The organism is Streptomyces sp. NPDC012794 (genome assembly GCF_042901085.1).
Taxonomy (GTDB): Bacteria; Actinomycetota; Actinomycetes; order Streptomycetales; family Streptomycetaceae; genus Streptomyces.
The window spans coordinates 330,342-346,820 of the sequence record NZ_JBIBCI010000002.1 but is presented as its reverse complement, the minus strand read 5'-3'; the positions used below and the strand labels follow the sequence as shown (position 1 = coordinate 346,820).

General features: G+C 71.1%; 15 protein-coding genes and 1 pseudogene. 8 read left to right on the top strand and 8 right to left on the bottom strand.

What is annotated here, in order from left to right:
- Positions 1 to 37: 37 nt before the first annotated feature.
- Complete coding sequence (gene aspS, locus ACFY7H_RS04745; RefSeq protein WP_388933058.1) at positions 38 to 1,855, bottom strand: aspartate--tRNA ligase; 1,818 nt, start codon at positions 1,853 to 1,855, stop codon at positions 38 to 40.
- Between the two features lie 147 nt (positions 1,856 to 2,002).
- Here aspS and ACFY7H_RS04740 point away from each other — a divergent pair, with 147 nt between their 5' ends.
- Positions 2,003 to 4,246, top strand: coding sequence for a SpoIIE family protein phosphatase (locus tag ACFY7H_RS04740; RefSeq protein WP_388933714.1), 2,244 nt, complete (start codon positions 2,003 to 2,005; stop codon positions 4,244 to 4,246).
- Positions 4,247 to 4,280: 34 nt separating this feature from the next.
- Here ACFY7H_RS04740 and ACFY7H_RS04735 read toward each other — a convergent pair whose 3' ends face one another.
- Positions 4,281 to 5,285 carry a pirin family protein gene (locus ACFY7H_RS04735; RefSeq protein ID WP_388933056.1) on the bottom strand — a complete coding sequence of 335 codons (1,005 nt, stop codon included), beginning with the start codon at positions 5,283 to 5,285 and terminating at the stop codon, positions 4,281 to 4,283.
- Positions 5,286 to 5,466: 181 nt separating this feature from the next.
- On the opposite strand from ACFY7H_RS04735, the gene ACFY7H_RS04730 reads away from it, so the two are divergent.
- Positions 5,467 to 5,895 (top strand): hypothetical protein, encoded by a 429-nt coding sequence (locus ACFY7H_RS04730; RefSeq protein ID WP_388933053.1) that lies wholly within the window; start codon positions 5,467 to 5,469, stop codon positions 5,893 to 5,895.
- Between the two features lie 25 nt (positions 5,896 to 5,920).
- Here the strand turns inward: ACFY7H_RS04730 and ACFY7H_RS04725 are convergent, their stop codons facing one another.
- The 3 genes from ACFY7H_RS04725 to ACFY7H_RS04715 all read right to left on the bottom strand — a co-directional run bounded on the left by ACFY7H_RS04725 (position 5,921) and on the right by ACFY7H_RS04715 (position 7,539).
- Positions 5,921 to 6,382, bottom strand: a complete 462-nt coding sequence (locus ACFY7H_RS04725; RefSeq protein WP_388933050.1) for an SseB family protein — start codon at positions 6,380 to 6,382, stop codon at positions 5,921 to 5,923.
- Positions 6,383 to 6,473: 91 nt separating this feature from the next.
- The gene (locus ACFY7H_RS04720; RefSeq protein ID WP_388933047.1) at positions 6,474 to 6,605 is read right to left on the bottom strand and encodes a DUF397 domain-containing protein; all 132 of its coding nucleotides are present in this window, start codon (positions 6,603 to 6,605) and stop codon (positions 6,474 to 6,476) included.
- A 16-nt stretch (positions 6,606 to 6,621) separates the two neighbouring features.
- Positions 6,622 to 7,539, bottom strand: coding sequence for a helix-turn-helix transcriptional regulator (locus ACFY7H_RS04715; RefSeq protein ID WP_388933044.1), 918 nt, complete (start codon positions 7,537 to 7,539; stop codon positions 6,622 to 6,624).
- 102 nt (positions 7,540 to 7,641) lie between these two features.
- On the opposite strand from ACFY7H_RS04715, the gene ACFY7H_RS04710 reads away from it, so the two are divergent.
- The 5 genes from ACFY7H_RS04710 (at position 7,642) to ACFY7H_RS04690 (ending at position 12,420) form a co-directional block, all read left to right on the top strand.
- Positions 7,642 to 7,848: a hypothetical protein gene (locus ACFY7H_RS04710; protein WP_388933042.1), complete on the top strand. Its 207-nt coding sequence runs from the start codon at positions 7,642 to 7,644 to the stop codon at positions 7,846 to 7,848.
- Positions 7,845 to 8,237, top strand: coding sequence for an ATP-binding protein (locus tag ACFY7H_RS04705; RefSeq protein WP_388933039.1), 393 nt, complete (start codon positions 7,845 to 7,847; stop codon positions 8,235 to 8,237). The genes ACFY7H_RS04710 and ACFY7H_RS04705 overlap by 4 nt, the downstream gene beginning before the upstream one ends.
- A gap of 94 nt (positions 8,238 to 8,331) precedes the next feature.
- Positions 8,332 to 10,158: an acyl-CoA dehydrogenase gene (locus ACFY7H_RS04700; RefSeq protein WP_388933711.1), complete on the top strand. Its 1,827-nt coding sequence runs from the start codon at positions 8,332 to 8,334 to the stop codon at positions 10,156 to 10,158.
- A gap of 133 nt (positions 10,159 to 10,291) precedes the next feature.
- Positions 10,292 to 11,026: a hypothetical protein gene (locus ACFY7H_RS04695; protein WP_388933037.1), complete on the top strand. Its 735-nt coding sequence runs from the start codon at positions 10,292 to 10,294 to the stop codon at positions 11,024 to 11,026.
- Positions 11,027 to 11,127: 101 nt separating this feature from the next.
- Complete coding sequence (locus tag ACFY7H_RS04690) at positions 11,128 to 12,420, top strand: M18 family aminopeptidase (protein ID WP_388933034.1); 1,293 nt, start codon at positions 11,128 to 11,130, stop codon at positions 12,418 to 12,420.
- Positions 12,421 to 12,475: 55 nt separating this feature from the next.
- Here the strand turns inward: ACFY7H_RS04690 and ACFY7H_RS04685 are convergent, their stop codons facing one another.
- The gene (locus ACFY7H_RS04685) at positions 12,476 to 14,314 is read right to left on the bottom strand and encodes an NHL domain-containing thioredoxin family protein (protein ID WP_388933031.1); all 1,839 of its coding nucleotides are present in this window, start codon (positions 14,312 to 14,314) and stop codon (positions 12,476 to 12,478) included.
- A 74-nt stretch (positions 14,315 to 14,388) separates the two neighbouring features.
- Here ACFY7H_RS04685 and ACFY7H_RS04680 point away from each other — a divergent pair, with 74 nt between their 5' ends.
- The gene (locus ACFY7H_RS04680; protein ID WP_388933028.1) at positions 14,389 to 15,105 is read left to right on the top strand and encodes a hypothetical protein; all 717 of its coding nucleotides are present in this window, start codon (positions 14,389 to 14,391) and stop codon (positions 15,103 to 15,105) included.
- 5 nt (positions 15,106 to 15,110) lie between these two features.
- Here ACFY7H_RS04680 and ACFY7H_RS04675 read toward each other — a convergent pair whose 3' ends face one another.
- Both ACFY7H_RS04675 and ACFY7H_RS04670 read right to left on the bottom strand, forming a co-directional pair.
- Positions 15,111 to 15,341 carry a hypothetical protein gene (locus ACFY7H_RS04675; RefSeq protein WP_388933025.1) on the bottom strand — a complete coding sequence of 77 codons (231 nt, stop codon included), beginning with the start codon at positions 15,339 to 15,341 and terminating at the stop codon, positions 15,111 to 15,113.
- Between the two features lie 286 nt (positions 15,342 to 15,627).
- Positions 15,628 to 16,476 (bottom strand): annotated as a pseudogene (locus ACFY7H_RS04670) (helix-turn-helix domain-containing protein).
- Positions 16,477 to 16,479 lie beyond the last annotated feature (3 nt).

Genomic DNA, 16,479 nt, shown 5'->3' with positions numbered 1-16,479 from the left:
GCCCTTCCCGCTACAGGAGCGGCTGCGACAGGTCCGCCTAGCGCGCGGCGTCCGGGTGGACGGCCTCCGCGACCGGCTTGGCGTCGGCCGCCTTCGTCTCGACCGGCTTGCGCAGGGCGATGTTCAGCTCGCGCAGGCGGGACTCCTCCAGCACCGTCGGCGCGCCCATCATCAGGTCCTGGGCGTTGCCGTTGAGCGGGAAGGCGATGGTCTCGCGGATGTTCGGCTCGTCGGCCAGCAGCATCACGATGCGGTCGACGCCCGGGGCGATGCCACCGTGCGGCGGGGCGCCGAGGCGGAAGGCGCGCAGCATGCCCGCGAACTCGCGCTCGACGGTCTCGGCCTCGTAACCGGCGATCTCGAAGGCCTTCAGCATGACCTCGGGCTCGTGGTTGCGGATGGCGCCGGAGGACAGCTCGATGCCGTTGCAGACGATGTCGTACTGCCAGGCCAGGATGTCGAGCGGGTCCTTCTCCTCCAGGTCCTTCATGCCGCCCTGGGGCATGGAGAAGGGGTTGTGCGAGAAGTCGATCTTGCCGGTCTCCTCGTCCTTCTCGTACATCGGGAAGTCGACGATCCAGCAGAAGCGGAAGACGTTCTCCTCGAACTGGCCGGCGCGCTTGGCGGCCTCGACCCGGACCGGGCCCATGATCTTGGAGACCTCGTCGAACTCGCCCGCGCCGAAGAACACCGCGTGCCCGGGCGCCAGGCCCAGACGCTCGCCGAGGACCTTGACGTTCTCCTCGGTGAGGAACTTGGCGATCGGGCCGGTCAGCGAACCGTCCTCGCCCACGCGGACCCACGCCAGGCCCTTGGCGCCCAGCGAGATCGCGTACTCGCCGAGACCGTCGAAGAACTTGCGCGGCTGGCCCGCGGTGTCCGGGACGGCCAGCGCACGCACGTGCTTGCCGGCGAACGCCTTGAACTCCGAGCCCTCGAACACGTCGGTGATGTCGACGAGCTCCAGCTTGGCACGCAGGTCGGGCTTGTCGTTGCCGTACTTCAGCATCGACTCGCGGAACGGGATCCGCGGGAACGGCGAGGTGACCGGGCGGCCGCCGCCGAACTCGGTGAAGAGCTCGGTCATCAGCTTCTCGATCGGCTGGAAGACGTCCTCCTGCTCGACGAAGGACATCTCCACGTCGAGCTGGTAGAACTCGCCCGGCGAGCGGTCCGCGCGGGCGTCCTCGTCGCGGAAGCAGGGCGCGATCTGGAAGTAGCGGTCGAAGCCGGAGATCATCAGCAGCTGCTTGAACTGCTGCGGGGCCTGCGGCAGGGCGTAGAACTTGCCCGGGTTCAGGCGGGACGGGACGACGAAGTCACGGGCGCCCTCGGGCGAGGTCGCGGTGAGGATCGGGGTCGCCATCTCGTTGAAGCCGAGGGCCACCATCTTCGAGCGGATGGACGCGATGACCGCCGAGCGCAGCATGATGTTGCGGTGCATGCGCTCGCGGCGCAGGTCGAGGAAGCGGTACTCCAGACGGCGCTCCTCGTTCACACCGTCGTCGGTGTTGATCGTGAAGGGCAGCGGGCCGGCCGCGCCGAGCACCTCGACCTCGGAGGCCTCGATCTCGATCTCACCCGTCGGCAGGTCGGGGTTGACGTTCTCGGTGCCGCGGGAGACGACCTTGCCGTCGACGCGGACGACCGTCTCCTTGGACAGCTTGTCCAGGACGTCGGCGGCGGCGGTGCCGGGGCGGGCGACGAGCTGCGTGATGCCGTAGTGGTCGCGCAGATCGATGAAGAGGATGCCGCCCAGGTCTCGACGATTGTGCAGCCAGCCGCTCAGCCGGACGTCGGTGCCGACGTCAGAGGCACGGAGCTCGCCGCACGTGTGGGACCTGTACCGATGCATCAGTCATCCAGTTCTACGCGATACCAGGGTGGATTCAACCCTCCCAAGGTTACCGCCCGGGCCGGGCACCGCGCGGGCGTGCCCGGAGAGGGTCCGGAGAGGGTCCTGAACAGGCAGCCCCGTCCGATGACCTGTAAAGATGACCGGGTGCGCACCGAGGACGTCCTGGCCGCCATCGCGACGGGCCTGTGGCGATGGGACAACGCCTCCGGGACGGTCACCCTCGACAGCGAGGCCGCCCGGCTGCTCGGGCTGCCCGCCGAGCCCGTCGTCCTGCCCGAGGCCGCCGCGCGCTCGCGCTTCCACCCGGTCGACTGGAACGAGATCAACGGCATCGTGAACCTCGCCGTCGCCGAGGGCACCCTCGCCGAGGCACGGCTGCGGATCATGGACGAGGACGGGCGCGTGCTGCGCACCGTGCGCAGCCGCTCCAAACCCGTGGAGAACCGTACGCCCGACGGCCGCCTCGACTACGAGCTGATCGGCACCATCCAGGAGATCGCCGAGCCGCAGCCCGGCACCACCGCCGCCCACACCCCGATCACCGGCGACTGGCGGCGCTCCCGGGAGGCCTTCCTCCTCGACGCGGGCCGGGCGCTCGCCGAGGCGCGGTCCACGGCCGAGGTGCTGCGGGTGGCGGCCTCGCTGTCCATGCCGGGCTTCAGCCCCGACGGGCTGGCCGTCTTCGGGGTGGAGGGCGACCGGCTGTCGGTCATCGGCCACCACGGGCACGACCCCGGCGACGAGGCCCCCTTCACCGACATGGGCCTGGCGACCGGCTACCCGGCCGCGGAGGTCGTCCGTACCGGCCGGGCGATCTACCTGCCCACACCGGAGGACTACGAGCGGCGCTTCCCGGTCACCTGGCCGCTGGCCCGGCCCTTCGGCCGGAGCTCCTGGGCCTTCCTGCCCCTGATCGTGGCCGGGCGGACCATGGGCGCCTGGATGGCCGCCTTCAAGCAGCCGGTGACCTTCTCCCCCGACGAACGGTCCGTGCTGACGACGGTCGCCCGGATGCTGGCCCAGGCCCTCCAGCGGGCCGGCGTCGCCGAGTCCGAGCGGGAGCTCACCACCGGGCTGCAGCGGTCGATGATGCCGCAGCTCGGGCCGGAGATCCCCGGTATGACGCTCGCCGCGCGCTACGTGCCCACCGGCGGCGGGCTCCAGGTCGGCGGCGACTGGTACGACATGATCCCGCTGCCCTCGGGCCGGTTCGCGCTGGTCATCGGCGACGTCCAGGGGCACGACGTACGGGCCGCCGGGCTGATGGGCCAGCTCCGGATCGCCGTACGGGCCTACGCGTCCGAGGGCCACCGGCCGGACGCGGTGCTCTCCCGGGCCTCCCGCTTCCTGGCCGGGCTCTGCTCCTCGCAGGAGCAGGAGGGGGAGGCGGAGGCCGGTGGACGCGGCCCGGGCGGCGAGCCCGACTGCCTCAGCCCCCGCTTCGCGACCTGCCTGTACGCGGAGTGTGACCCGGAGACCGGCACGCTGGAGGTGGCCCGGGCCGGGCACCCCGATCCGGTGGTCCGGATGACGGACGGCACCGTCCTGATGCGGCCGACGGCCGGCGGACTGCCGCTCGGGATCGTCCCCGACACCGACTATCCGACGACCCGGTTCACCCTGGAGCCCGGCGAAACGATGATGCTGTGCACCGACGGGCTCATCGAGACCGGCGGCCACGACCTCGACACCGGCTGGGCGCGGCTGCGGGCGGTCCTGGAGGCCGACGCGGAGACGTACGGGGCCGGCGCGTCCGGTGGCGCCGGACTCACCGCCGGCCACCTGGAGCGCCTCGCCGACCTGCTGGTCCAGGCCGTGCACGGGCCGTCCTCGCACCACACCACGGGACCGCTGGCCGACCGCCGCGAGGACGACATAGCCGTGGTGCTGCTCTGCCGCGAGGGCGCGGGCCGCGGCTGCGGGACGGACGTGCCGCACCCGGTACGGCCCGCCCGGCGCACGGTGCTGACCGTGGCGCAGGCGGAGCCGGAGCGGATCGCGGGCGCCCGCCGGCAGATCCGGGAGCTGCTGCACGACTGGGCGGACCCGGAGCAGGTGGACTCGGCCGAGCTGATGGTCTCGGAGATGGTGACGAACGTGCTGGTGCACACCGACGGCGACGCGCTGCTGGTCGCGGAGGCGGCCGGCGAGCTGGGCACCCGCCGGCTGCGCGTGGAGGTCGCCGACGGCAGCGACGAACTGCCGCACAAGCGGCACCCCGGGGAGATGGCCTCCAGCGGGCGCGGGGTGCTGCTGATGGAGATGCTGGCCGACACCTGGGGCGTCGACCCCAGGGGCGCCGGCAAGTCGATCTGGTTCGAGCTGTACGAGCGCTCCAAGCCGGCCGACGGCTCCCCGGCCGGGGACGACGCCGCGGCGGCCGGGTAGGCCCGGCCCCGCCGTTCCCCGGAGGCCGGAGGCCTCAGGCCGTCTCCTCCGGGTCGGCCGCGCCCGCCCCGCGGTGGCCCAGGCCGGTCCGGGCGGTGGTGGGGATCCGGCCCAGCCGGCCCGCCTGGAAGTCGTCGAAGGCCTGCTGGAGTTCGTGCCGGGTGTTCATGACGAACGGCCCGTAGTGCGCCATCGGCTCCCGGATCGGCCGGCCGCCGAGCAGGACGATCTCCAGGTCCGGGGTGCGGGAGTCCTGGGACTCGTCCGCCCGCACGGTGAGGGAGCCGCCCTCGCCGAAGACGGCCGTCTGCCCGGTGTGGACGGGCCTGCGGTCGGTGCCCACCGATCCGCGCCCGGCCATGACGTACGCGAGGGCGTTGAAGTCCTCGCGCCACGGCAGGGTGAGCTGCGCGCCCGGCGTGACGGTCGCGTGGACCATCGTGATCGGCGTGTGGGTGATGCCGGGGCCCTCGTGGCCGCCCAGCTCACCGGCGATGACGCGGAGCAGCGCGCCGCCGTCGGGGGTGGTCAGCAGCTTGACCTTGCCGCCGCCGATGTCCTGGTAGCGCGGGGGCATCATCTTGTCGGAGGCAGGGAGGTTCACCCACAGCTGGAGGCCGTGGAAGAGCCCGCCGCTGACGACGAGGTGCTCCGGCGGGGCCTCGATGTGCAGGAGGCCCGACCCGGCGGTCATCCACTGGGTGTCGCCGTCGTTGATGACTCCGCCGCCGCCGTTGCTGTCCTGGTGGACGAAGGTCCCGTCGAGCAGGTAGGTGACGGTCTCGAAGCCGCGGTGCGGGTGCCACGGGGTGCCCTTGGGCTCGCCGGGCGCGTACTCCACCTCGCCCATCTGGTCCATCATGATGAACGGGTCGAGGTACTGGTAGTTGATCCCCGCGAAGGCGCGGCGCACCGGGAAGCCCTCGCCCTCGAATCCCCCCGGAGCCGTGGTCACGGCGAGCACCTTGCGGGCGGCGGCCGTCTGCGGCTCGGCCACGCGCGGAAGGGTCAACGGGTTCTCAACAGTCACTGCGGGCATGGTCAGGACCTCCTTCTGCTTCGAGTTTAGTTGAAACTCGAACTTTCTGCCACGCCAGGGGGAACGGCGCAGCCGGCCCGCGCATTCCCGTTGCGATCACTTCGGGCCGCATGTCCCGCGAACCGAGGATTTTTGCCCGTACCTGACAACCACAGGGGTCCGTGGCGCGGTCTGACAGGGCATGGACACCAGCACCCCCGACACCGAGGCCACCCCCGGGCGGCGATGGAACCCGCCCGCGTGGCTGCGCGCCCTCACCCGGGCCACGGCCATGACGGCGGCGATGACGGCCGCCGGGTACGCCGCCCACCGCTGGGCGGCCACCGGACTGCCGATGGAACCCCTGCCGGGCTCGCCCTGGCCCTACCTGATCGCGTGGGCGGCGCTGACCTTCACGGCCTCCCTGCTCCTGCAGTGGGGGACCTCGGGGATCGACTACGACGGCCGCTGGAGCCTGGTCGCCCTGCCGGTGTTCGCCGGCATCCGCCTCTCGCTGGCGCACCGCCCGGACCCGGCCCTGCTGTACGCGTACGGCCTGGCCGCCCTGGCGGCGGCGGCCGCGGGCATCATCCTGTGGCGGCGGCGCGCGGCGGCGGCCCGGGGGCGGTGAGACGGGCCGAGGCCCGCGGGACTTCTCAGCCGTACATGCGGCGCATGGCGAAGTCGACCATCTGCTCGACGGCCTTCGCGTCGAACACCATCCGGTGGTCGCCCTCCATGTCGAGGACGAAGCCGTACCCGGTCGGCAGCAGGTCGATCACCTCGGCGCCGGTGATCACGAAGTACTTGGACTCCTTGCCGGCGTACCGGCGGAGCTCCTTGAGCGTGGTGAACATCGGGATGACCGGGTGCTGCGTGTTGTGCAGCGCCAGGAACCCGGGGGTCTCGCCGCGCGGGCAGTAGACCTTGGAGGTCGCGAAGATCTGCTGGAAGTCCTCGGCGGCGAGCTGCCCGGTGGTGAAGGCCCGGACCGCGTCGGCGAGGGAGGGCGGGGACGGCTCGGGGTACAGCGGCGGCGCCTGCCCGTATCCCTGCGGGGCCTGGGGCTGCGCGTAGCCCTGCTGCTGGGCGCCCGGGTTCTGGTCGTAGCCGTACATGAGGCGAAGCCTACCGAGCCTGCGGCGCGGCACGGGCGGGTACGGGCCACTCCCGGGCCCGGGGCGGGGCCGCCGCCCACCGGCCCACGGCTCAGCCCGCGAGGGGCCCGGCCCGCAGGGCCCGCACGAACGGCACCCACGCGCCAGCCGCGACCAGCAGGACGGGCCCGCCCTGGACCTTGGAATCTCGCACGGGGACGACCCCGGCGAGCTCGTCGGCCACTTCGACGCAAAGCCCCTCAGGTGCCGTGCTGTAGCTGCTCTTCCGCCAGACGGCTGCGCTCACGTCGACGTGCATGCGTGCCATTTCCGTACTCCTCCGCTGCTTCCTCAATCATCCTGAGCGAAACCTTGGGCGGCAGGGCTGCCGCCCGAAGGCGGTTGTAGGCCTGCTGGTACTGCGTCACGACGCCCGGATCGTCGATGATCTGGCCGCTGTACGGACCCTCCGTGTACATGACCGGCGGGGCATCACTGAAGCTCATCAGGAACGTCGATCCCATCGGGAACGGGTGCATGCCCGCGTTACACGGAAGGATCTGTGGAACGTAGCGACGGCGGCGCGCCACGGCCGCAACGTGGTCCAGCTGCTCCGCCATCACCTCGTCCCCGATGACCGGGTGCCGGAGGATCGACTCGTGGAAGACGACCCATGACACCGGCCCTTCGGGCTCCTCGATGGCCCAGGACCGAGCCCTACGCGCGGCGACCTTGCTCCGCACGGTCAGCTCGTCGTCCATGGGGCTGAACGCGTGGATCACCTCCCGGATGTAGGGCTCCAGTTGCAGGGGGCCCGGGATGAGCATGGGGCTCCATTCCTCGATGTCCCGCGCATGCGCCTCCATTTCGACGGCGTCCGCGAAGTACGGAGCGTGCAGATCCGCCCGGGCCTTACGCACGTCCTCACAGCGCCGTGCGAAGAACCCGTCCGTCTTCAGCAACCGATCGACGTGCTGCGCCAGGTCCAGTGGCATACGCCGATGGCCGCGCTCGATCTCGCTCAGGTAGCTAACCCCGTAGAAGCTTCCCGCGACGGCCTGTTGGAGGGTGAGCCCGGCCGCCTCCCTCCTCCAACGCAGCTCATTGCCGTAGAACGACGGGACGCTCGCCGAGCCGTCGAGTTCCTTCCGTGCCGCCACAGGGACCGCCCTTTCCACACCTCACACCGTGGAACCGAAACCCTTCCAACGGTACGCCGACCCACGCCAGGCTGTGAGCGGTTCATCACAGTCCGCACAGGCCGGAACAGGAAGGCCCCCATGACCAACCACGCCCACGACCGCGAAGCCTTCGACGCCCTCAACCACCTCCGTGCCGCCCTCGCCGCGCACGGGATCACCCTCCCCTCCCTCGACCTCCACCTCCCCTCCTACGCCAGTAGCCACCGCACCCCACCCCTCATCACCCTCGGCAACTGCAACGTCGCCACCGCGCGGCTCCTGACGGCCGCCCTGGACGAGCGGTGAGCGACCTGACCATCCGGCTGCTCGCCGTCCCCAAGGCCGCCGGCATGCTCCGGCACGCCGTGCGCGAGCACCTCGGGGCCGACGCCAGCCCCGACGCGGAGCTCTGCGTCAGCGAGCTGCTGGCCAACGTGATCGCCCACCTCGGCGAGGGCACCCCGGTCACCCTGCGGATCAGCGGGAGCGGAAGGGCAACCCGTACGCGGGTCGAGCTCACCGACCCCGATCCGCGCACCCGGCCCCTGCCGCGGCAGGCCTGCGACACGGAGGAGTCCGGACGCGGGCTGGCCCTGCTGGCCTCCGTGTCGCTGCGGTGGGGGGTGAGCCGGGGGCGCGACGGCAAGACCGTGTGGTGCGAGCTGCCGAGAGAGCCGTCACACTCCACGCCGTAGGGGTTGCGCCTTATTACTCACGGGTAGCATCATTACGTTACCGATTGGTATGTACGAGGAACCTGTCTCCCCGAGCCTTAACGGAGCCGTCGCCATGGGGCACTACAAGTCGAATCTCCGCGACATCGAGTTCAACCTCTTCGAGGTGCTCGGACGCGACAAGCAGTACGGCACCGGTCCGTTCGAGGAGATGGACACCGAGACCGCCAAGAGCATCCTGTCCGAGATCGCCCGCCTCGCGGAGAACGAGCTCGCGGAGTCCTTCGCGGACGCCGACCGCAACCCGCCGGTCTTCGACCCGGCCACCAACACCGCCCCCGTGCCGGCCTCCTTCAAGAAGAGCTACGAAGCCTTCATGGACTCGGAGTACTGGCGCCTGGGCCTGCCCGAGGAGATCGGCGGCACCACCTCGCCCCGCTCCCTCATCTGGGCGTACGCGGAACTGCTCCTCGGCTCCAACCCGGCCGTGTGGATGTACTCCTCCGGCCCGGCCTTCGCGGGCGTCCTCCACGAGGAGGGCAACGAGGCCCAGAAGCGCATCGCGCAGATCGCCGTCGAGAAGCGCTGGGGCTCCACCATGGTCCTCACCGAGCCGGACGCCGGCTCGGACGTCGGCGCCGGCCGCACCAAGGCGATCCAGCAGGCCGACGGCTCCTGGCACATCGAGGGCGTGAAGCGCTTCATCACGTCCGGTGAGCACGACATGGAGGAGAACATCCTCCACTACGTCCTCGCCCGCCCCGAGGGCCACGGCCCCGGCACCAAGGGCCTGTCGCTCTTCCTCGTCCCGAAGTTCCACTTCGACTGGGAGACCGGCGAGCTGGGCGAGCGCAACGGCGTCTACGCCACCAACGTCGAGCACAAGATGGGCCTCAAGGCCTCCAACACGTGCGAGATGACCTTCGGCGACCAGCACCCCGCCAAGGGCTGGCTGATCGGCGACAAGCACGACGGCATCCGCCAGATGTTCATGATCATCGAGTTCGCCCGCATGATGGTCGGCACGAAGGCCATCGCGACGCTCTCGACGGGCTACCTGAACGCCCTGGAGTACGCCAAGGAGCGCGTGCAGGGCCCGGACCTCGCGAACTTCATGGACAAGACCGCGCCCAAGGTCACCATCACGCACCACCCCGACGTGCGCCGCTCGCTCATGACGCAGAAGGCCTACGCCGAGGGCATGCGCGCCCTGGTGCTCTACACGGCCTCCGTCCAGGACGAGATCGCCGTCAAGCAGGCCGCCGGCGAGGACGCCTCCGCCGAGATCGGCCTGAACGACCTGCTCCTGCCGATCGTCAAGGGCTACGGCTCGGAGAAGTCCTACGAGCAGCTCGCCCAGTCCCTGCAGACCTTCGGCGGCTCCGGCTACCTGCAGGAGTACCCGATCGAGCAGTACATCCGCGACGCGAAGATCGACACCCTCTACGAGGGCACCACGGCCATCCAGGGCCAGGACTTCTTCTTCCGGAAGATCGTCCGCGACCAGGGCGCCTCGCTGAACATCCTCTCCGAGACGATCAAGAAGTTCCTCGCCGAGGGCCCCGGCGGCGAGGACCTCGCCCCCGCCCGCGACGCCCTCGCCAAGGCCGCCGTCGACCTCGAGGCCATCGTCGGCCAGATGATCGTCGACCTCACCGCCACCGGCGAGGACGTCAAGAACATCTACAAGGTCGGCCAGAACACCACCCGCCTGCTGATGGCCTCCGGTGACGTCGTCGTCGGATACCTGCTGCTCAAGGGCGCGGCCGTGGCCGCCGAGAAGCTGGAGGACGCCTCCGCCAAGGACGTCCCCTTCTACACCGGCAAGATCGCCGCCGCGAAGTTCTTCGCCGGCCAGGTCCTGCCCGGCGTCTCGGTCCAGCGCGCGCTGGCCGAGGCCGTCGACAACTCCCTCATGGAGCTCGACGAGGCCGCCTTCTAAGGCACACCGCCCCGCCGGACACAGCCGTACGCGGTGTACGTACGCACAGTGGCCGGACCCTCCCCGCGGAGGGTCCGGCCACTGCCGTCGGACCGTTTCGGCGTTGTCGGTGGTTCATGGGACGCTCGTAGACATGAGTCCACAGGAGCAGCACAGCAGCAGGGGGTATTCCGTCCCCACCGGGCGGCCGTACGCCCTCAAGGAGCTGCAGGCGAACGTGGGCGCGCTCGGCGACAGGATCAAGGACCTCTACGACGGCGCCCACCCCGCCGAGTACGACCCCGTGGCCGACGCCCTCTACGTCGCCTTCCAGACGGCCGCCGGCCTGGCCCCCGCCAAGAGCTACACCGGCTGCCCCGAGCACCCCAACGGCGCCCTCGACCCCGAGGCGCCCGAGGGCTGGGGCCGCTGCCTCATCTGCAACGACCGCCGCCGCCTCGGCCGGCGCCTCCAGGGCGGCCGGGCCGCCGGCCCCGCCCCCGCCGGCGAACAGCGGCGCCTCGGGTACCCGGTCCCCGAGCCCCCGTACACCCTCGACGTCCTGCGCCACTACCTGCGCGTGATCGACGAGCAGCGCTTCCACCTCACGCTCGGCTCCCCCGACCAGGACTTCGTACGCATCGCCGACGACCTCCACCGGGCCTTCATCGTGGCCCGCGAACTGTCCCGGCCGCGCAACGCCTCCGGATGCTCCGAACACCCCGGCGCACCCATCGACCCCGATGCCCCTCCCGGCGAGGCCTGTATCTTCTGCGCCGGACGCAAAAGACGCGCGCAGCGCCCGCCGCAGACCCCCGAGATGCTTCCGCGCATCCGCCGGGGCGAGCGTAGACAACTGCAGCGCAGATTCGAACGTCCGCCGGGCTGAGAACGACGGGACCACGGGACAATCCCCCCGCGGTCCTCGTCCTTTCGGCCATCCGCCGCTGCCCGGCCATGACGAACACGACCGTCGTTAAGGTGAACCACATGAGCTCTCCCGCCCGCTTCGACCGCGGCCACACCGACGATCTGATGACCTTCCTGACGGCCAGTCCGTCGCCGTACCACGCCGTGGCGAACGCGGCGGAGCGGCTGGAAAAGGCGGGCTTCAGGCAGTTGTCGGAATCGGACGCCTGGGACTCGGGCACGGGAGGCCGGTTCGTCCTGCGCGGCGGCGCGCTCATCGCCTGGTACGTGCCCGAGGGCGCGGCCGCGCACACCCCCTTCCGGATCATCGGCGCGCACACCGACTCCCCCAACCTGCGGGTGAAGCCCGTACCGGACACCGGCTCGCAGGGCTGGCGCCAGATCGCGGTGGAGATCTACGGCGGCACCCTGCTCAACACCTGGCTGGACCGCGACCTCGGCCTCGCCGGGCGGCTGACCCTGCGCGACGGCACCGAGCGGCTGGTGAACGTGGACCGCGCGCTGCTGCGCGTCCCGCAGCTCGCCGTGCACCTCGACCGGTCGGTCAACACGGACGGACTCAAGCTCGACAAGCAGCGGCACATGCAGCCGGTCTGGGGTCTGGGCGAGGCCCGCGAGGGCGACCTGATCTCCTTCCTGGAGGAGGAAGAGGAGCTGCCCCAGGGCTCCGTGGCCGGCTGGGACCTGATGGTCCACTCGATCGAGCCGCCCGCCTACCTGGGCCGCGACCGCGAACTGCTGGCCGGGCCGCGCATGGACAACCTGCTGTCGGTGCACGCCGGCGTCGCGGCGCTCGCCGCCGTCTCCGCCTCCGAGGGCCTGGACCACATCCCGGTCCTGGCCGCCTTCGACCACGAGGAGAACGGCTCCCAGTCGGACACCGGCGCCGACGGCCCCCTGCTGGGCAACGTGCTGGAACGTTCAGTCTTCGCGCGCGGCGGATCGTACGAGGACAAGGCCCGCGCCTTCGCCGGCACCATCTGCCTCTCCTCGGACACCGGGCACGCCGTCCACCCCAACTACGGGGAGCGGCACGACCCTTCGCACCACCCGCGCGCCAACGGCGGCCCCATCCTGAAGGTCAACGTCAACCAGCGCTACGCCACCGACGGCAGCGGCCGCGCGGTGTTCGCCGCCGCCTGCGAGCGGGCCGGGGTGCCGTGGCAGACGTTCGTCTCCAACAACTCCATGCCGTGCGGCACCACGATCGGCCCGATCACCGCCGCCCGCCACGGGATCCAGACCGTGGACATCGGCGTCGCGATCCTGTCGATGCACTCGGCCCGCGAACTGTGCGGCTCCGACGACCCGTTCCTCCTCGCCAACGCCCTGCTGGCCTTCCTGGAGGGCTGAGCCCCCCGGGAAGCGCCCCGCGGGCCGGGCCGACGGGCCGCCGGACGACGCGCCGTCAGGCGTCCATGCCCGCCAGCACCAGCGGCAGGCGGGCGGCGCCGGCGGCCGTGACGACGACCGGGACGCCCCAGTCCTGCTGGTGGACGTGGCAGGCCGGGTACTCGTTCTCCGGGTCGTCGTCGCAGGACGCGGCCATCGCCGACACGTGCAGCACCCCTTCGGTGACGGCGGGGTCCAGCACCAGGTCCCGGAACAGGTCCGTACCGGCGCCCTCGCCCTCCGCCAGCAGCTCCGGCGGCGTCGAGGACACCAGCAGCCGGGTGGACGGCCCGTAGCGGGTGTCCAGCTTCTGGCCGGCCGGGGCCTGGAACACCACGTCGAGGCGGAGCGTGCCGGGCGCCACCTCGGTCGCGGCGCGCTGCGTGCGGTGCGCGACGGCGTCGACCCGTACGGCCTCCTCCGGGAGCCGCAGCCGCGTCAGCCGGTGCCGGGCGGACTCCACCACCACGATGTCCTCGCCCACCAGGACGGCGTCGCTGGGCTCGCGCAGGTCGGTGGCGAGGGTGGAGACCTGCCCGGTCGCGGGGTCGTAGCGGCGCAGGGCGTGGTTGTACGTGTCGCACACCGCGACCGAACCGTCCGGCAGGGCGGTCACCCCGAGCGGGTGCTGGAGCAGCGCCTGCCCGGCGTCCCCGTCCCGGTGCCCGAAGTCGAACAGACCGGTGCCGACGGCGGACCGCACCGCGTACCCGTCCCCCTCGCGCTCCACGTACCGCAGGGCGCTGGTCTCGGAGTCGGCGATCCACAGCCGGTCCCCGGCGGCCGCGAGCCCGGACGGCTGCGCGAACCAGGCCTCGGCGGCCGGCCCGTCGACGAGCCCCTCGTTCGTGGTCCCGGCGGCGACCGCGACGGTCCCCGTCTCCGGGTCCCAGGTCCACAGCTGGTGCACGCCGGCCATGGCGATCCAGACCCTGCCCTGCCACCAGGCGACGTCCCACGGCGAGGACAGGTCCACCTCCAGCGCCGGCCCGGAGGCCGGGGACCCCTGCCACCACTGCCGTCCGGTCCCGGCGACGGTCTCGACGGTCCCCGTCCCGGGGTCGAAGACGCGCAGCGCGTGGTTGACGGTGTCGGCGACCACGACCCGCCCGTCGGGCAGCAGCGCGAGTCCCTGCGGCTCGCTGAAGGCGTCCGGCCCGAAACCGCGCTCGCCGCTGCCGATGCGGCGTACGACGCTCTCCCCGTCGGCGGCCAGCTCCACGAGCTGGTGCCGCGTCGAGTCGGAGACCAGCAGGTTCCCCGAGGGCAGCACGAGCGCCTTGCCGGGGAACCGCAGGTCGGTGGCGACGGGCTCGGGCGCCACGTACGGCCCGTCCCCGCGCCGCAGGGTCCCCTTCGCCTCGTGCTCGGCCTCCAGCTCCTCGACGAGCCGCGCGATGGCGTGCGCGTGCCCCTCACCGGCGTGCTGCGCGACGACGTACCCCTCGGGGTCGATCACCACGAGCGTGGGCCAGGCCCGCACGGCGTACTGCTTCCAGGTGGCGAGCTCGGGGTCGTCGAGCACGGGGTGGTGGACCTGGTACCGCTCGACGGCGTCGACGACGGCGGCGTGATCGGCCTCGTGGACGAACTTCGGCGAGTGCACCCCGATGATCACCACGGTGTCCCGGTGCTTCTCCTCCAGCTCGCGCAGCTCGTCGAGGACGTGGAGGCAGTTGATGCAGCAGAACGTCCAAAAATCCAAGATCACGACGCGGCCGCGCAGGTCGGCGAGGGTGAGCTCTTTGCCTCCGGTGTTCAGCCAGCCGCCCTTGCCGGTCAGCTCGGGGGCACGGACACGGGCACGCTTGCGGGGTGCGGGCGCGGGGGTGGGCGCCGGAGCAGCATCGTTCATCCTTCAAGCTTGCCATCCTGCTATGAACGTCGGATCACACGCGTACGGCAGGACCCACGACAGGGGAGCGAAGGTTGGCCACGGACGAGGACGAGACGACTGCCGGTGAGACGGCGCGGACGGTGCAGGGGTTCATGGCGCTGCCGGGGCCCGTGGAGGAGCGCAGAGAGGTGTTCGCCGGATGCGTGGCGGAGGTCGTCCGGGTCCTCGGGCTCGATGTCGCTCACGAGCCGCAGCCCGGCGATCCACGAACCTGGGTGAACCATGCTCGGACGGCGCTGTACAAGGCCTGCCGCCGGGACCTGATCCTTTCCGAGGAGTCCTTCGAGACGCTGATCAAGGCAGCCATCTACGACCCCGACCCGAGCTTCAACCGCCACTTCCTCGAGCCGGCGCTGAACGCGTTCGGGCACAAGCGGGTCCAGGCCTCGCTGCTCGGATACCTGCGGGCGGGCACGGACCTCGAGCGGGCGGGCGCGGCGAATGCCTGGTACTGGTCGGCTCTACCCCTGCGTATGCCCACCGTACGGGCGGAGCACCCCGCAGCCACCGGTCCGGCGGAGCCCGACGACGCCCCAACCGTGGGGGCCGAGTGGTACGAAACCGCGCTACGCGAGTTCGTGAGCAACGAGCACCTGGACGTCCGGCGCTGCATCCTGCCGGGCCTGCCGCTCCGGAAGTCGGCCTATCCGCCGGAGCTGCACGGCCTTGTGGACGCGGCCGTGGCGATAGCCCGGTCCCATCCGGACGAATACATCCGCCACCGCGTGGAACACCAGGTCGGTGACTGACGCCCTCACTGGGCACGCTCGACCACGGCGACTTCCGAGAACTCCCGCACGAAGGTCATGTGACCGGTCCGGCCCGTGTGCTTGATACACACGTCCGTGCACACGTCCGCGTTCCCGGTCGGCGCGGCAGTCCACTGGCAGTCCGGGTTCAGGCACCGCGCCGTGGTCGTCGTCTCCGCCGAGGGGTGGCGGTGCATGACGTAGCTGACATACCGGAGCACGGCCCTCACGGTCATGCCGCTTCCCCGGGGTGCGAGTGGTTCCGAAGCTCCACGTTGCAATCACTGGCCGTGGAGTGGTCGCCCGCGAGTCGGGCTTCCCGGCGCTGTACGGCCAGGGCGGCGCAGACCCCGCAGCCGGCCGCCGGTGCGGGGTCCGGGTTTGTTCGCAACGGCAGCTCTACCGGGGGTTGCGCATACGTGATCGTCTTCACGGCCCCGCTCCTCGTGTCGTCCGTGTAGCGACCACGCTAGGAACGGGGGAGCTGCAACTCCCATGAGATTGCATGAGGTTGCACGGTCGTCACCCGAGGGTCTGAATGGCGCTGGTGATGAGTGCGCGGGCCTTCGCCCCATGGACGGCCATCTCGGCCAGTTCGGTGAATGTGTCCGCGTACGCGGCAACCTCGCTCGGCTGGGTCAGCGTGAGGTAGCCGGAGACCAGCTCGACGTTGACCTGTGCCATGTCGAAGATCCAGAAGCCTTCCACCGGCATGTGGTGCCGATCGGCCCGAGTGGGCACCACGCCCAGGCTGACGCTGGGCAGGGAGCCGACCGTGAGCAGGTGGCTGAGCTGTTCCTCCTGCACGTCCGGCCCACCGAGACCGTTACGCAAGACCGACTCCTCGACCAGGAACGCGAACCGGCGGTCGCCTTCGTAGAGGACGCGCTGACGCTCCATGCGCACGGCGACGGCATCGGCCACGTCATCGACCTCGACCCGCCTCCGCTGAACGGCACGCAAGACGGCTTCCGTGTAGCCGTAGGTCTGGATCAGGCCCGGAACGAACCACGAGGAGTAGGCGCGGAACCGGCGGGTTCGCTCGAAGAGCGGGAGACGGGCTTCCTAGGCCTGCTTGAGCCCAGTGCGCTCCATGCGCCGCCACCCGACCCACATGCCTTCGACCGTTCGCAGCGAGGCGATCAGGTCGTCCGTCTGCCCTTCGGCCCCGCACGCGCGGCACCAAGCCCGGATGTCGTCGGCGGTCGGAGGCGTACGGGCGTTCATGATCCGGGATGACTTGGACGGGTGCCATCCGCAGAGCCGGGCGAGATCGCGCCCGTTCAGGCCGGAGTCCCGGCAAAGCTCAGTGAGTCGGTTCGCCAGAGCCTGCCGGGCATGCTGGGCACTCGAAGAAGGAGAGACAGCCATGAT

What these genes read in the sequence shown, in the direction of transcription:
- ACFY7H_RS04690 (WP_388933034.1), top strand. Translation starts at nt 11,128, where the DNA reads ATGAGCTCTCCCGCCCGCTTCGACCGCGGCCACACCGACGATCTGATG.
- ACFY7H_RS04730 (WP_388933053.1), top strand. Translation starts at nt 5,467, where the DNA reads ATGGACACCAGCACCCCCGACACCGAGGCCACCCCCGGGCGGCGATGG.
- ACFY7H_RS04695 (WP_388933037.1), top strand. Translation starts at nt 10,292, where the DNA reads ATGAGTCCACAGGAGCAGCACAGCAGCAGGGGGTATTCCGTCCCCACC.
- ACFY7H_RS04700 (WP_388933711.1), top strand. Translation starts at nt 8,332, where the DNA reads ATGGGGCACTACAAGTCGAATCTCCGCGACATCGAGTTCAACCTCTTC.
- ACFY7H_RS04710 (WP_388933042.1), top strand. Translation starts at nt 7,642, where the DNA reads ATGACCAACCACGCCCACGACCGCGAAGCCTTCGACGCCCTCAACCAC.
- ACFY7H_RS04735 (WP_388933056.1), bottom strand. Translation starts at nt 5,285, where the DNA reads ATGCCCGCAGTGACTGTTGAGAACCCGTTGACCCTTCCGCGCGTGGCC.
- ACFY7H_RS04685 (WP_388933031.1), bottom strand. Translation starts at nt 14,314, where the DNA reads ATGAACGATGCTGCTCCGGCGCCCACCCCCGCGCCCGCACCCCGCAAG.
- aspS (WP_388933058.1), bottom strand. Translation starts at nt 1,855, where the DNA reads ATGCATCGGTACAGGTCCCACACGTGCGGCGAGCTCCGTGCCTCTGAC.
- ACFY7H_RS04725 (WP_388933050.1), bottom strand. Translation starts at nt 6,382, where the DNA reads ATGTACGGCTACGACCAGAACCCGGGCGCCCAGCAGCAGGGCTACGCG.
- ACFY7H_RS04675 (WP_388933025.1), bottom strand. Translation starts at nt 15,341, where the DNA reads ATGACCGTGAGGGCCGTGCTCCGGTATGTCAGCTACGTCATGCACCGC.